At 51.2% G+C, this 13,827-nt stretch carries 11 protein-coding genes and 1 tRNA gene; 5 read left to right on the top strand and 7 right to left on the bottom strand.

All coding sequences use genetic code 11. From position 1 onward, the window contains the following. Nucleotides 1-529 precede the first annotated feature (529 nt). On the top strand, nucleotides 530-937 hold the full coding sequence (hns, locus tag J1778_RS23295) for a histone-like nucleoid-structuring protein H-NS (RefSeq protein WP_013575950.1): 408 nt from the start codon (nucleotides 530-532) through the stop codon (nucleotides 935-937). A gap of 217 nt (nucleotides 938-1,154) precedes the next feature. Here the strand turns inward: hns and J1778_RS23290 are convergent, their stop codons facing one another. The 4 genes from J1778_RS23290 to rssA all read right to left on the bottom strand — a co-directional run bounded on the left by J1778_RS23290 (nucleotide 1,155) and on the right by rssA (nucleotide 5,752). Further along, nucleotides 1,155-2,162 carry an NAD-dependent epimerase gene (locus J1778_RS23290; protein ID WP_217175168.1) on the bottom strand — a complete coding sequence of 336 codons (1,008 nt, stop codon included), beginning with the start codon at nucleotides 2,160-2,162 and terminating at the stop codon, nucleotides 1,155-1,157. 9 nt (nucleotides 2,163-2,171) lie between these two features. Next, nucleotides 2,172-3,515, bottom strand: a complete 1,344-nt coding sequence (locus tag J1778_RS23285; protein WP_217175167.1) for a UDP-glucose dehydrogenase family protein — start codon at nucleotides 3,513-3,515, stop codon at nucleotides 2,172-2,174. Between the two features lie 215 nt (nucleotides 3,516-3,730). Beyond that, the gene (gene rssB / locus J1778_RS23280; protein ID WP_217175166.1) at nucleotides 3,731-4,744 is read right to left on the bottom strand and encodes a two-component system response regulator RssB; all 1,014 of its coding nucleotides are present in this window, start codon (nucleotides 4,742-4,744) and stop codon (nucleotides 3,731-3,733) included. A 96-nt stretch (nucleotides 4,745-4,840) separates the two neighbouring features. Next, entirely contained in the window at nucleotides 4,841-5,752 is a 912-nt protein-coding gene (rssA, locus tag J1778_RS23275; RefSeq protein WP_112288818.1) for a patatin-like phospholipase RssA, read from the bottom strand. Between the two features lie 149 nt (nucleotides 5,753-5,901). Between rssA and J1778_RS23270 the strand changes: the two genes are divergently transcribed. From J1778_RS23270 to J1778_RS23260, 3 genes are all read left to right on the top strand, one after another. After that, complete coding sequence (locus J1778_RS23270; protein ID WP_217175165.1) at nucleotides 5,902-6,366, top strand: YchJ family protein; 465 nt, start codon at nucleotides 5,902-5,904, stop codon at nucleotides 6,364-6,366. A 44-nt stretch (nucleotides 6,367-6,410) separates the two neighbouring features. Beyond that, nucleotides 6,411-7,259, top strand: a complete 849-nt coding sequence (gene purU, locus J1778_RS23265; protein ID WP_013575956.1) for a formyltetrahydrofolate deformylase — start codon at nucleotides 6,411-6,413, stop codon at nucleotides 7,257-7,259. A gap of 213 nt (nucleotides 7,260-7,472) precedes the next feature. After that, nucleotides 7,473-7,557, top strand: a tRNA-Tyr gene (locus J1778_RS23260). A 53-nt stretch (nucleotides 7,558-7,610) separates the two neighbouring features. Here J1778_RS23260 and J1778_RS23255 read toward each other — a convergent pair. From J1778_RS23255 to J1778_RS23245, 3 genes are read right to left on the bottom strand one after another with little or no spacing between them, the layout of a single operon-like run. Beyond that, nucleotides 7,611-9,443, bottom strand: a complete 1,833-nt coding sequence (locus J1778_RS23255) for an ABC transporter ATP-binding protein (protein WP_217175164.1) — start codon at nucleotides 9,441-9,443, stop codon at nucleotides 7,611-7,613. 15 nt (nucleotides 9,444-9,458) lie between these two features. Next, nucleotides 9,459-10,892, bottom strand: coding sequence for a M81 family metallopeptidase (locus J1778_RS23250; protein WP_217175163.1), 1,434 nt, complete (start codon nucleotides 10,890-10,892; stop codon nucleotides 9,459-9,461). Between the two features lie 12 nt (nucleotides 10,893-10,904). After that, nucleotides 10,905-12,044 carry an ROK family transcriptional regulator gene (locus J1778_RS23245; RefSeq protein ID WP_217175162.1) on the bottom strand — a complete coding sequence of 380 codons (1,140 nt, stop codon included), beginning with the start codon at nucleotides 12,042-12,044 and terminating at the stop codon, nucleotides 10,905-10,907. 234 nt (nucleotides 12,045-12,278) lie between these two features. Here J1778_RS23245 and J1778_RS23240 point away from each other — a divergent pair, with 234 nt between their 5' ends. After that, the gene (locus J1778_RS23240) at nucleotides 12,279-13,823 is read left to right on the top strand and encodes an ABC transporter substrate-binding protein (protein ID WP_217175161.1); all 1,545 of its coding nucleotides are present in this window, start codon (nucleotides 12,279-12,281) and stop codon (nucleotides 13,821-13,823) included. Nucleotides 13,824-13,827 lie beyond the last annotated feature (4 nt).

The following is a 13,827-nucleotide window of genomic DNA, read 5'->3' as shown; positions in this document are numbered from 1 at the left end:
AGTTATCGGGTACAGTTCAAAGAATCATTACATTTGAAAAAATCACAGAAACTTACAATCAAAGATTATAATTGCAAGAGTCGATAACCCGTAATCGTTAGACGGCAATACTCCCAGACATGGCTCATGTTATATACCAGCGCCGCTTTATTGGTTTGTCTATACAATATCTGACTGGGTGGACACACAGAAAAGTAAAAAATTTAGTATCCCGCTGCGAAGCCGCATCCCCAATTTCCCCTACCTTTACATTAGTTAGCTTCACTTCTGCTTTAATTTTGGGAACATTCGCATGCTTATAAAACTACTTACGCATCGCAACAATAGCGCACAAACGTGTATTGAAATTAGGGTTATAGACCTCAGATTAATAGTGTGAATTGCCCTACCTATATTTTTAGGACAGATTCACCATTTGCTTTAAATGCGTAAATTAAGGTCAGGCAAACAAATTGGCTATTGCAGAATACTGAAGAGCATTCTATTATTAGCCAAACGCCCCCCACCAATATAATTTGAGACTAGTATAATGAGCGAAGCATTAAAGATTCTGAACAACATCCGTACTCTGCGCGCGCAAGCAAGAGAATGCACTCTGGAAACTCTGGAAGAGATGCTGGAAAAATTAGAAGTTGTTGTGAACGAGCGTCGCGAAGAAGATTCTCAGGCAGCTGCTGAGATTGAAGAGCGCACTCGTAAACTGCAACAATATCGTGAAATGCTGATTGCAGACGGTATTGACCCTAACGAACTGCTGCAAACTATGGCTGCGACTAAAGCCACTGGCAAAGCAAAACGTGCAGCGCGTCCTGCTAAATACAAATACGTTGATGAAAACGGCGAAAACAAAACCTGGACTGGCCAGGGCCGTACTCCAGCTGTAATCAAGAAAGCAATCGAAGAGCAAGGTAAATCACTGGACGATTTCCTGCTGTAAGTGCCCTTATTAACATTATTGTTAATACTAAAAAGCCCATCTTTATGATGGGCTTTTCGTTTTCTAATTCCGCAGACAGATGCTTCTTGACGCTAATACAAACGAAACAGGTGCATCTTAAAAAAGCATTACATTCAGACTGCTATAGGACTTAACTGATTCAATAAAAAAAGGCTGCATGAACAGCCTTAAACATTACACAATTTAAACCTAAATTTCAGACCTGATAGAAATCCCGATACCAGTCAACAAACTTCTGTACGCCCTGCTCTACGCTGGTTTCAGGCGCAAAACCAACGGCCTGCGACAATGGCTGTGTATCCGCGCTGGTCTCGTGTACGTCACCTGGTTGCATTGGCAGCATATTTTTATCTGCCTCCATTCCTAATGCTTTTTCCAGCGCACTAATATATTCCATGAGTTTTACCGGATTGTTATTGCCGATATTATAAACACAATAAGGCGCGGAACTGCTGGCCGGTGATCCCTGTTCCACAGTCCAGTTAGGATCAGGTTGCGGAATGACATCCTGTAAGCGAACAATGGCTTCTGCAATATCATCGATATAAGTAAAGTCTCGACGCATTTCACCGTGGTTATAAACGTCAATACTCTGTCCCGCCAGCATTGCTTTAGTAAACTTAAACAGTGCCATATCAGGGCGACCCCAGGGACCATATACGGTAAAGAAACGTAATCCGGTCGTTGGTAATCCATAAAGATGTGAATAGGTATGAGCCATTAATTCATTGGCTTTTTTCGTCGCTGCATACAGTGAAACCGGATGGTCAACAGAATCATCGGTTGAGAAAGGTTGCTTTTTGTTCAGGCCATAAACTGAGCTGGAAGAAGCATAGAGCAAATGCCCGACTTTATTATGGCGACAACCTTCCAGAATGTTTACAAACCCTACAAGGTTGGAATCAGCATAAGCCAGAGGGTTTTCGATGGAATATCGGACACCAGCCTGCGCGGCCAAATGGATCACTCGTTCGAAACACTGCCCGGCAAACAATGAGGCCATGCCTTCACGATCGGCTAAATCCAGCTTAATAAACTCAAAGCCGTCTTTATTTTCCAGCTGAGCAAGCCGCGCCAGTTTCAGGCTGACATCATAATAATCATTCAGATTATCGATCCCGACAACCGAATGACCCGCTGCTAACAAACGCTGCGACACATAGAAACCAATAAAGCCCGCTGCGCCGGTAACCAGATATTTCATGAAAACTCCTTACAGAACCGGATTGATTGAAGCACCGCGGCCAATGCCGTAGTAAGTAAACCCGCGTTTCTCCAAACGTTCAGGATCGAATAAGTTCCGACCATCAAAGATAACCGGCTCCTTTAATGCTTTTTTGATCACATCAAAATCAGGGGCACGGAAGTTCTGCCATTCAGTACAAATAATCAACGCATCGGCATTGTGCAACGCGGATTCTTTAGTGCCCATTAATTCTAAATCTTCGCGATGACCATAAATACGCTGTGTCTCATTCATTGCTTCAGGATCATAAGCTTTGATTTTCGCACCAGCAGCCCAGAGCTGTTCCATTAATACACGGCTTGAGGCTTCACGCATGTCATCGGTATTAGGTTTGAAGGACAGCCCCCAAAGAGCAAAGGTTTTACCTTTCAGGTCATCACCAAAGTGGCGCTGAATGAAAGTAGGCAATTTATATTTTTGCTGATAATTGACCTGTTCCACCGCCTGCAGAAGTTTCGGCTGATAACCGATGTGCTCCGCGGTCCGGATTAATGCCTGAACATCTTTAGGGAAACAGGAACCGCCATAACCGCAACCTGGATAGATAAAGTGGTAACCGATACGGGAGTCAGAACCAATCCCCTGACGCACTTTTTCAATATCAGCACCCAGCATTTCTGCCAGATTGGACATTTCGTTCATGAAGCTGATTTTAGTTGCCAGCATACAGTTGGCCGCATATTTGGTCAGCTCAGCACTGCGGATATCCATCAGGATCATACGGTCGTGATTACGGTTAAACGGTTCGTAAAGCTCACGGATAGGATCGATGGCATCAGGATTATCTGTACCGATGACGATACGCTCAGGGCGCATACAGTCAGCGACCGCAGCACCTTCTTTCAGGAATTCAGGGTTGGATACGACATCAAAAGTGATATCCACGCCGCGTTCTTTGAGTTTTTCGCTCATTACCGCACGCACTTTATCGGCAGTCCCCACCGGCACGGTAGATTTATCGATGACCACTTTAGGTTCGGTCATATGCTCGGCAATGGTGCGCGCCACAGCAGTCACATATTTAAGGTCGGCAGAACCATCTTCATCTGGCGGAGTACCGACAGCGATAAACTGAACGGTAGCATGGGCAACACCTTCAGCCGCATTGGTGCTGAACAGCAAACGCCCTGCTTCGTAATTGCGTTGTACCAGAGGAGTTAAACCTGGTTCAAAAATTGGGATCTGCCCGTTCTTCAGGTTTTCCACTTTTTTTGCATCAACATCGATACACAAAACTTCATGCCCGACTTCAGCAAGAACCGCCGCCTGAACAAGTCCGACGTAACCAATACCAAAAACTGTTACTTTCATCAGCGAATTCCTATTTGTTATTTTTTAAACAACGTGAAACAGACAGCCAAAATTCCGGAACGCATTATACCAGTTTCAGCCGCAAGTTCGCCTGCAAAGGCATATTTTGCATAAGATAGGTCTTAGAAGAATGAATTAAAACGAAGACTGGTAATAACACGCCGAAAAAATGCTCAATGTTTTTAAGGCATTATTATCAATGACATTAAGTCAGTTCACTCTGTGGACAGCATTAATCTCAGACGTCCACCCGCTCCCCATACCTGACACTGCCACGCATCGCATTTCTGACTGATTTGATTAGAATATGTCGCACCCGTCGTGCCCAGCGGAACACCGTTACTGAGCTGGATCATATTGGTGCCGGTATTGACGTTGGCATGCAATCCCGCAGAAACCAGAATGAGATTTTTAAAACCGGCGTGATAATAGCCCAGCAGCAAAGGAAATTGCCCTTCCAGATTAGCCTGTCTGAATAAATGATTGACTTGTTTAAGCAACGTTGACATCTGCGGTAACCGCTGTTGCTGATTACTCAAATGCTCACGTAATAAGCTGTTAAAAATAGCCCGCAATAATAATGCCGCCAGAACGCCATTCTCATTGGCGCGGGTCACGTCAAGACAATAAAACCCAAGGTCTTTGGATGAAAGCGCGGCAATATCGAGCACCAGGCCCGGGCGATCCGCCGTTGTCAGCTGCCGGTAATTGATGCGGCAACTGGCCAGCGTCTGCTGGACCGGCGGTTGCAGTTCCTGCAATAACCGCTGGGCTTCATTGGGATTACGGCACAGCGCTTCCCAGTCCTGTACCAGCGAGCTTTCTTCCATCGCCTGCGAGGAAAAAAGCTTTGGGTACAGTGACGAAAGCAGCGCCTCACGTAAACGTTGCAGATCGTTAATCGGTTTAAGCAGAACATCTTCGACGCCCAGCCGCAGCATAGAAGCGACATCGGTCATTTTGTCAGTGGCAGAAATCACCAGCACCGGGATTTTGTTGCCCTGCAATCGCAGATTTTCGACAAACTCCATCCCGCCCATTTCTGGCATCGCTAAATCACAGAGGATCAGGTCAGGCGGGTAGTCTTCGAGCAGGGATAACGCTTCAAGACCATTCTCAGCTTCGGTAAAGGTGGCACCCAGGGAACTTACGTAGCCAGCAAGAATAGATCGGAAAACGGCTTCGTCTTCAACGATGAGAATATGCTTGCTTGTAAGTGGCTTGTCCATCAGGGTCCCCCAGAATTTCTTATTCTAATAGTGGCTCATAAAGCCTGTTTTTGCTTGGCAGAATTGTCAGATTCGACCAAAGACGTTTTAAGCCATTCAGAACTGTCTATTTTTAATCAGGGGCAACAACTGTTCTCTTTGCTTTTCAACCGCAAGCCGGCCCGCCTCAATGGCTTCTTCCGCCCGATGAAAGTCCAGCGTCGAAATCTGCGGACAATACGGCTGGATCAGCACATCCGGCGGGTCACCTGCCATACGGTTACGCTTAAGCCGGTTCTCCAGCACCTGAATAGAAGTAGACATGATCTCCATCGCCGAAGGACTGACATTTGGCTTTCTGGCATTTGGACGGGTTAAGCGCTGGCGGATTCTGTCACGCCAGCTGACTTCTTTCTCAGTATTTAGTGCTTCTCCGGTCGGTTGTACGGTAAGCAAATCTTGCTGCATCAGATGTGCGTCATGCTGGAGATCGACAGCAATCACAATATCGGCACCCAGAGCCCGGGTCAGCGACACCGGCACCGGATTCACCACGGCGCCATCAACCAGCCAGTAACCGTTATGCCAGACCGGTGCCAGCAGGCCAGGCATACTGCATGATGCGCGAATAGCCTGATGCAAATCGCCTTTAGTCAGCCACAACTCACGTCCGGTACTCAGGTTGGTCGCCACGGCACCAAACTTCTTCGAGCACTTTTCAAATTCATCGATGCGTATCAGTTGACCGACGGCATTGAAAACTCGTTCTCCGCGCAGTAAACCTCCGCGCCGCCATGAAAAATCCATCAGCCGCAGCACATCCCAGTAACTGAATGAACGCACCCAGCTTTCTATTGCCGGTAATCTGTTACTGACATACGCGGCGCCGACCAGCGCACCGACCGAGCAACCGGCCACCACATCGACTTCGATATCCATTTCTTTCAGGGCATTGATCACGCCAATGTGCGCCCACCCTTTTGCCGCTCCCGACCCCAGGGCAAGACCGATGGTGACTTTTCTGCTCATCTGATGACCTTAATATTTCGCATATCTTAAAATTGGGCCGGGAAGCGCGTTGTCACCCGGCGAGTTTGTTAGGTAACATAACACTTTGGTGCATTCAATAGCGCTGACCGCGCGCCGGATGTCGATACTCTGCCTATTCAGGAGTTTGTGTGTCTGAACTTTGCCCTTGTGGCAGCAGCTTTTCTTATGAAGAATGCTGCCAGCCCTACATTATTGAGAATAAAGTGGCGCCTTCTCCGGCAGCATTGATGCGCTCGCGCTACACGGCTTATGTTTTGAAAAATGCGAGTTATCTGATCGCCACCTGGCACCCGGACTGTCAACCAGAGCAATGGCGCGACAGTTTACAGGAAGGCTTTACCAGCACACACTGGCAAGGACTTCAGGTGATTAGTGAAACCGGCGGGCGTGACAATAATGAAGGCTTTGTCGAGTTTGCTGCGCGGTTCACAGAAACCGGCGATGAACACATTCACCTCATCCATGAACGCTCGCGATTTCTTCGTTTAAAAGAACGCTGGTACTATATTGACGGAATTAAGCCGCAGACAGGTCGCAACGATGCTTGCCCGTGCGGTTCCGGCAAAAAATATAAGAAGTGCTGCGGTAAATAATTCAACCGTAATATTGATAAGTCTTGGACAGGATCCACACCCTCATGCCGCAACAGAACGTACAAACCAAGGTGTTACGCACCATTTGCCCTGACGCAAAAGGTCTGATCGCCAAAATTACCAACATTTGCTACAAGCACGAACTCAATATCGTGCAGAACAACGAATTTGTGGATCACCGAACCGGCCGCTTCTTTATGCGTACTGAGCTGGAAGGGATTTTCAACGACACCACCCTGCTGGCCGATCTCGACAGCGCGCTGCCAGCCGGCTCTGTCCGTGAGCTGAACAGCACCGGACGTCGCCGCATTGTTATTCTGGTCACCAAAGAGGCGCATTGTCTCGGTGATCTGCTGATGAAAGCGGCCTACGGTGGTCTGGATGTTGAGATTGCTGCGGTCATTGGCAACCATGACACCCTGCAGACGTTAGTTGAGCGTTTCGATATTCCGTTCCATCTGGTCAGCCACGACGGTCTGACCCGCGAACAGCACGACAGTGCGATGATTGCGCAAATCGACCAGTATCAGCCAGATTACGTGGTTCTCGCGAAATACATGCGTGTGCTGACGCCGGGCTTTGTGCAGCATTATCCGCATCAGGTGATCAACATTCACCACTCGTTCCTGCCGGCATTTATCGGCGCGCGTCCTTACCATCAGGCCTACGAGCGCGGCGTGAAACTGATTGGTGCCACGGCGCACTACGTGAATGACAATCTGGATGAAGGCCCGATCATCATGCAGGACGTCATCAACGTGGATCACACTTATACTGCCGAAGATATGATGCGTGCAGGCCGTGACGTTGAGAAAAACGTGCTCAGCCGGGCGTTATATCGCGTGCTGGCGCAGCGTGTATTTGTTTACGGAAATCGCACGGTTATTCTGTAAACCTCATTCTGGCGGTGCTTTTCGTTCAGAGAAGCACCGTTAAGAACAAAAAACCCGCAAACAAACTTTTTTATCGCTTTCAGCGCTTTACACCTACGAATCATTTGGTATTATGCGCCCCGTTCGCAGCTAACCGCTGTAACGATAAATCATCCATGTAGCGCATGATGATTTAAGGCCAGGAAGTATGTAGTAAATGCCACAAAAAATTGTGGTGGGGTTCCCGAGCGGCCAAAGGGAGCAGACTGTAAATCTGCCGTCATCGACTTCGAAGGTTCGAATCCTTCCCCCACCACCATCTTCCAGACTCATCCCTGAGTCACTTCTTAGTAAACTTTCCTGTATGCCCCATCAAATCTGAACAAAATGTCCTGCTGATACCTCCTGATATTGCCGTTGCGGCGGAATAAAACCGTTATCGCGCACCGGGCTTTTCAGCTCATCCACCTGCATTTGCCGTTTAAGCATTCTGCGTGAAGGATCCGGCACCGGGACTGACGCCATCAGTTTTTTGGTATAAGGGTGTTGAGGATTATCAAATATTGCCGCACGCGGCCCGATTTCCACGATTTCCCCCAGATACATCACCGCCACGCGATGACTCACCCGCTCGACCACCGCCATGTCATGCGAAATAAACAGATATGAAAGATTCATGCTTTCCTGTAAATCAAGCAGCAGGTTCACCACCTGGGCTTTCACCGAGACATCCAGCGCCGACACCGATTCATCAGCCACAATCACTTTTGGATCCAGCGTCAGGGCGCGCGCAATGCAAATGCGCTGACGCTGACCACCGGAAAACTCATGCGGAAAACGGCGCAGCATGTCCGGTGACAATCCGACCTTTTGCAACAGGGATGCCGCCTTCTCTTTCGCGTCCCTGCGGTTATGCAGTTTGTGTTGCAGCATCGGTTCAATCAGCGCGTCGCCAATTCGCATGCGCGGATTAAGGCTGGCAAACGGATCCTGAAATATCATCTGAATTCGCTGCCGCATTTGCAAAATGTCGCGTTTACCCAGATTAATGACATCAAAACCGTCGAAATCAATCGCACCGCTGTGCGGTTTCAGCAGACGTGTTACCGCGCGGCCGGTGGTGGATTTACCGCAACCGGATTCTCCGACCAGCGACAACGTTTCGCCCTGAAATAAATCAAAGCTGATGTTTTCCACCGCATGAACCGCGCCTATCTGACGGCTGAAAATGCCGCCATATACCGGAAATCGCGCGCTGAGGTTTTTCACCGATAACAACGGTGTCAGCCCTGAATCTATGGTTCCCGCCACTTCCTGCGGCACACTGGCTTCGCCGGTTTGCAGATTGATTTGCGGAAAACGCAGCGGCCAGTCGCGTCCCTGCATCGACCCTAATTTTGGCACCGCCGCCAGTAATGCGCGGGTATAAGGATGTTGCGGGCGGTGGAAAATATCTTCCGTCGCCCCGCTTTCCACCGCTTCTCCGCGATACATCACCAGCGTGCGGTCAGCGATTTCCGCCACCACGCCCATATCATGCGTGATGAACAACACTGCCATCCCTTCTTCTTCCTGCAACGTCTTAATCAAATCCAGAATCTGTCCCTGAATCGTCACATCCAGCGCGGTCGTGGGTTCGTCCGCAATCAGTAATTTCGGCTTCAATGCCAGCGCCATGGCGATCATTACGCGCTGGCGCATACCGCCGGAAAACTGATGCGGATATTCATCAAAACGCGCTTTGGCATTCGGAATACGCACCTTTTCCAGCAACCTCAGGGTTTCAGCCCGCGCTTGTGCAGAAGACATTCCGCGATGCCGCTTCAGGCTTTCAGCAATCTGGCGACCAATACTGAAAGTCGGATTGAGCGACGTCATCGGTTCCTGAAAGATCATCGCCATCTCATTGCCGCGGATATCGCGCATCTGTTTGTCTGACAGCCGCAACACGTTGCGCTGATTGAGCCAGACCTCACCTTCAATACGGCTGCTTTGCGCTTTAAGTAAACGCATCACCGATAACGACGTCACGCTCTTGCCTGACCCGGATTCACCGACAATCGCCAGCGTTTCACCGGCATAGACGTCAAACGACAAATCACGCACCACCGGCAGCCAGTCGTCCTCGCTGGGAAATGAAGTGGTCAGATGCTTCACGCTCAGCACGGGCTGACGTTTTTCCTGCTGTCCGGCAGTCTGATTCATCTTATGGCTCCTGAATTATTTGCTGCGCGCGGAAATCTGCACCTGCGGCGTATAGCTGAAATCCCGGTCAAACGGGAAGGTCTTGCGTGCTTTGCGGTTTCGCGGCAGGCGCTCTACAAACTGATCCACCACACCGTTAGACAGCGCCATCAGATTTGGACTGGCAATCGGCGCCAGTTCCGGCGACAGATAACCGGATTTCACCACCACGATATCGGCGCTATGCAGATCGAGTTCCAGCACAGTGAAATCGCTGATGTTGTGATACGGACGACGACGGGCGGACACCACCACATCAATTCCGCCAGTGCGCAGAACCGCCTGACGGTCAGAAGGTGTCAGTGCATCGAGCAGGAAAACCACCTCAAAATCACCTTTCACCTGCGGGCTGGAATGATCCAGCGAAGCCCCTAACGTCAGCGTCAGCACTGATCCCACGCCAGCGTTGAATGCCGCGTCCGTTGCCGGTGCATCGGCAATACCTGCCACGATCGTATTTTGCGCATACTGTTTGATAAGCTCCTGCAACACATCTGCACGATCGCCCACGCCGCCGCCGGTCGGGTTATCGCCGGAATCGGCCAGCACCACCGGGCGAGTTTCACAGGCAATCGCGTTTTTCACGCAGGCTTCGACGGTGTCCGTCTCACAACCAAAAACGAAATCTTCTCGCGCGTCCCAGTACGCCTGCGCCAGTTGCGTGCCCTGCTGTTCCAGCGCTGCACGGTCAGTGCCGGTCATGATCACCGCGGCAGTAGCACGTGGCTCATCTGCCCAGACATAACCGACCATCAGCGAGCTGTCCCACACGCCCTCCACTTCATCCATTTCCGGCAAACGGGCATACAAGCTTTTCGCCGGTTCATCTTCTGTACTGGTGCGCTCGCCCGGTAATACCACCGGCACCGGCACCCACAGCAAGGTCGGTTTCACGCCAGTTTGCAGATGTTTCACCAGCATGGCGACCGAACGACGCATGGTTTCCTCCACATCAATATGCGGGGCGGTGCGGTAGGTCGAAAACATATCAATGGCATCAATTATCCGCTGCGAGACATTGCCGTGCAGGTCATAACTGACGCTGATCGGACAATCCGGACCGACGGCTTTACGCGCCGCAGCAATCCAGTCGCCTTCCGCATCTTCCAGCCCTTCGACATACATCGCGCCGTGCATCGCCAGATATAAGCCATCAAACGGTTTTTGCGCTTCCAGTCCCGCCAGCATTTCCGCTTTGAATTTATCGTACGTCGCGCGGGCTACCGGGCCACCGGCAATGGCACGGGCGTGGATGGTCGGCAAAAACGTCGCCGGGTAATCCTGCAAAAATCGAAAACGCGGGGACGCCAGTAACTGGGCGTCACGCACGACGGTGAAATCCTTTTCCTCATTCAGCACCGGGTTATAAGTGCTGCATTCAATGTGGATACCGCTGACAGCTATACGCATGTTGATGATTCCTCAGACAGGCTTCAGACCGACCAGAAAGCGATGTGCAGCAATACTCGCCGCCGCGCGCGCCCAGGTGTCGTCATTTAGGGTAAAAGTGCGAACCGGCGTTTTTCCGGCATTACCCGGCAAAACATTGGCTTCGATAGACTGATGGACAACCGTGCCGAACAGCCCGGAAAAATCTGCGTCCTGATGAGCGATCAGGATCAGGTCCGGGTCATTAATTTGAATCAGATGGGATATCGCTAAACCGAGCGCCGAACCGGCACGGTGCAGAATACGCACCGCTTCGCTGACACCCTGCATCGCCAGCTTTTCCAGGCCACCGATGGTGGTCGCATCAAGCCCGCCGTCTCTGGCCATTTCCGCAATGGCATTCAGGGAAGCCAGCGTATCCAGACAACCGCGCTTGCCGCAGCGACAAGGCAAACCGTTCATTTCCAGCGTGCAGTGAGCGATTTCCCCTGCGCCGCCGTGCAGGCCGCGATGCAACTGGCCGGCGACAAAATGCGCGCTGCCGATACCTGCGCCATGACTGACCAGCGTAAAGCTGCTCAGATCCCGCGCCTGTCCGAAATTTTTCTCACTCACCGCCAGTGCTTTGGCGTCATTTTCGATGGCCACGTCCATGCCGGTTGCCTGAGATATCAGGCGGGCCAGCGGCACATCGCGCCAGCCAAGCAGCGCCGACTGCACGCAGGTGGACTGATGTTCATCAATAAGGCCGGATAATGTCACACCCAGCCCGACCAGCTTTTTTGCCGCTTCGGGATGCGGTTGCAGCAATCCCGGTAACGCGGTGGCGATGTTTTCTGCCAGACGTTGCGGACTGGGATCAGCGTCGAAAGACACGCGCGAAAGGATTTCGCCATGCAGATTAATCAGCGCCATCTGCGCCGGATTTTGCAGCAAAGAAACGCCGGCAAACCATGCGCCATCAGGATGAACCACCAGCCGTACCGAAGGTCTGCCCTGTCCGTTCCCCGGCACGGTTTCCGCTTCGTGCAGGAAACCGGCGTCAATCATTTCACGCACCACGCCGCCAATCGCCGCTTTGCTCATTCCTGAAAGCTGCGCCAGTTCGGTACGGCTCAGACCGCCGGATGCATTGACGGCACCCAATATCTGACGTTGCAAAGTTGTTAGCATATTCGTTTCGGCGCTCTCAGTTTTCGGTCATCTGCATTGACATTAAACGGTAGAAATGGATATATCAATGCCAATTAGTTCACAAAATAAACTAAATGTTGGCATATAAGTATTTCATATGAACTATTTGTTAAATCTCTTTGTTAAAACAAACTGTCAGTAAAACCGGCGATTGACCGAACCGGCAGAAGCAGCCAGAGCCACTTAATCCGATTTTCACGCAGAGGGCAGAACATGAAGATTACCCGTTACATCCGGCGTCCCATGCAGTTAACGTTGCTGAGCAGTGCACTTCTGGCGGCGTTTTCGCTGCCGGTTTTCGCCGCCACACTGAACGTGATGCAAAACGAAGCTCCGCGCAGTATGGATCCGGGCAACCAGACCGCGACCTTTACCGGTACCGTGCTGGATCCGATGTATGAAGGCCTGCTGCGCATGTCGCCGCAGCTGAAACCCGAAGCGGCGCTGGCGACTTCCTGGAGCAGCGATGACAGCGGACTGGTGTGGACATTTAAACTGCGCAGCGGCGTCACCTTCCATGACGGCACACCGTTTAATGCCGATGCGGTAGTCGCCAACTTTGCCCGCCATCTCGACACAAAACGCGGTCTGGCGGCCAGCGGACGTCTGCGCACCTTCCTCGACAGCGTGACCAAAACCGACGATTCCACCGTTGTCTTTAAACTGAAAAAACCTTATCCGGCGTTCCTGAATTTACTGACGACCGGCGCCTGTCTGATGGTCAGTCCGGCAGCCGATAAAACCGGCACGCTCGACAGCAAAGCCGTCGGTACCGGGCCGTACAAAATGGTGCAATACAAAACCGGTGAATTCGTGCTGGAAGAAAAATATCCCGGTTACTGGGGCGACAAAGCCGCCGGTCCGGATGACATCAAATGGACGTGGAGCGCCGAACCTTCCGTCATGAACATGGCGCTGCAGGCGGGCGAAACTGACGTGATTAACCCGGTGCCGCCGCAGTTTGCCCGTGTACTGAAAAACAATCCGAAGTTCGACCTGCATGAAAGCCCGGGCGCCTCCGTATTCTGGGTGGCGCTGAATACCGATCTCAAACCGCTCAGCGACGTCCGCGTGCGTCAGGCGTTGAACTACGCCACCGACCGTGACGGTCTGGTGCGCGCGATTATGTCCGGCTTTGCGCAACCAGCGAACTCTCCGCTGGCGCCGGTCACCGCCGGTTACGACAAAAGCCTGAATCCATATCCGCTGGATCTGGCGAAAGCCAAAGCTCTGCTCAAAGAGGCCGGTGTCGCTGACGGATTCACCATGTCGATTGCGGTGCAGGGTCAGGACGCCCGTATCGGTCAGGTGCTGCAAAGCATGTGGGCGAAAATAGGCGTGAAACTGGACGTGAAAATCATGGAAAGCGGCGTGTGGACCAAAGCGGCATTTGCCGATCAGGCGGGTAAAAAAGCCGATAACACCGGTGCAGTTCTGGCTTCCTGGTCTTCCGGTGCAAACGGCGCAGACCTGCAACTTCGTCCGCTGTATTACAGCAAAAGTTTTGCACCGGGCGGTGCGAATCTCGGTTTCTTCAGCGATCCGAAACTGGATGAGATGTTAGACAAAGCCGCGTCAACGCTGGATGAAAATACCCGCAACGCGATTTATGTCGATGCCCAGAAAGAGATTAACCAGCAGGCACCGCAGGTACTGTTGTATTACCAGAATGATTTGTATGCCACCGGCAAAAACATCTCAGGTGTCACGATGATCCCGGGCGGCCAAATTGTGGTGAAAGATGCTCAGAAGAAATAAACGC

The organism is Rahnella bonaserana (assembly GCF_019049675.1).
Lineage (GTDB): Bacteria > Pseudomonadota > Gammaproteobacteria > Enterobacterales > Enterobacteriaceae > Rahnella > Rahnella bonaserana.
The sequence above is the reverse complement of the archived record's forward strand: the minus strand, read 5'-3'. Positions and strand labels throughout refer to the sequence as shown.

Bases quoted from the DNA above. Each gene is read 5' to 3' on its own strand.
- rssB (WP_217175166.1), bottom strand. From the start codon at position 4,744: ATGGACAAGCCACTTACAAGCAAGCATATTCTCATCGTTGAAGACGAA.
- J1778_RS23290 (WP_217175168.1), bottom strand. From the start codon at position 2,162: ATGAAATATCTGGTTACCGGCGCAGCGGGCTTTATTGGTTTCTATGTG.
- J1778_RS23250 (WP_217175163.1), bottom strand. From the start codon at position 10,892: ATGCGTATAGCTGTCAGCGGTATCCACATTGAATGCAGCACTTATAAC.
- J1778_RS23240 (WP_217175161.1), top strand. From the start codon at position 12,279: ATGAAGATTACCCGTTACATCCGGCGTCCCATGCAGTTAACGTTGCTG.
- purU (WP_013575956.1), top strand. From the start codon at position 6,411: ATGCCGCAACAGAACGTACAAACCAAGGTGTTACGCACCATTTGCCCT.
- J1778_RS23255 (WP_217175164.1), bottom strand. From the start codon at position 9,443: ATGAATCAGACTGCCGGACAGCAGGAAAAACGTCAGCCCGTGCTGAGC.
- J1778_RS23245 (WP_217175162.1), bottom strand. From the start codon at position 12,044: ATGCTAACAACTTTGCAACGTCAGATATTGGGTGCCGTCAATGCATCC.
- hns (WP_013575950.1), top strand. From the start codon at position 530: ATGAGCGAAGCATTAAAGATTCTGAACAACATCCGTACTCTGCGCGCG.
- J1778_RS23285 (WP_217175167.1), bottom strand. From the start codon at position 3,515: ATGAAAGTAACAGTTTTTGGTATTGGTTACGTCGGACTTGTTCAGGCG.
- rssA (WP_112288818.1), bottom strand. From the start codon at position 5,752: ATGAGCAGAAAAGTCACCATCGGTCTTGCCCTGGGGTCGGGAGCGGCA.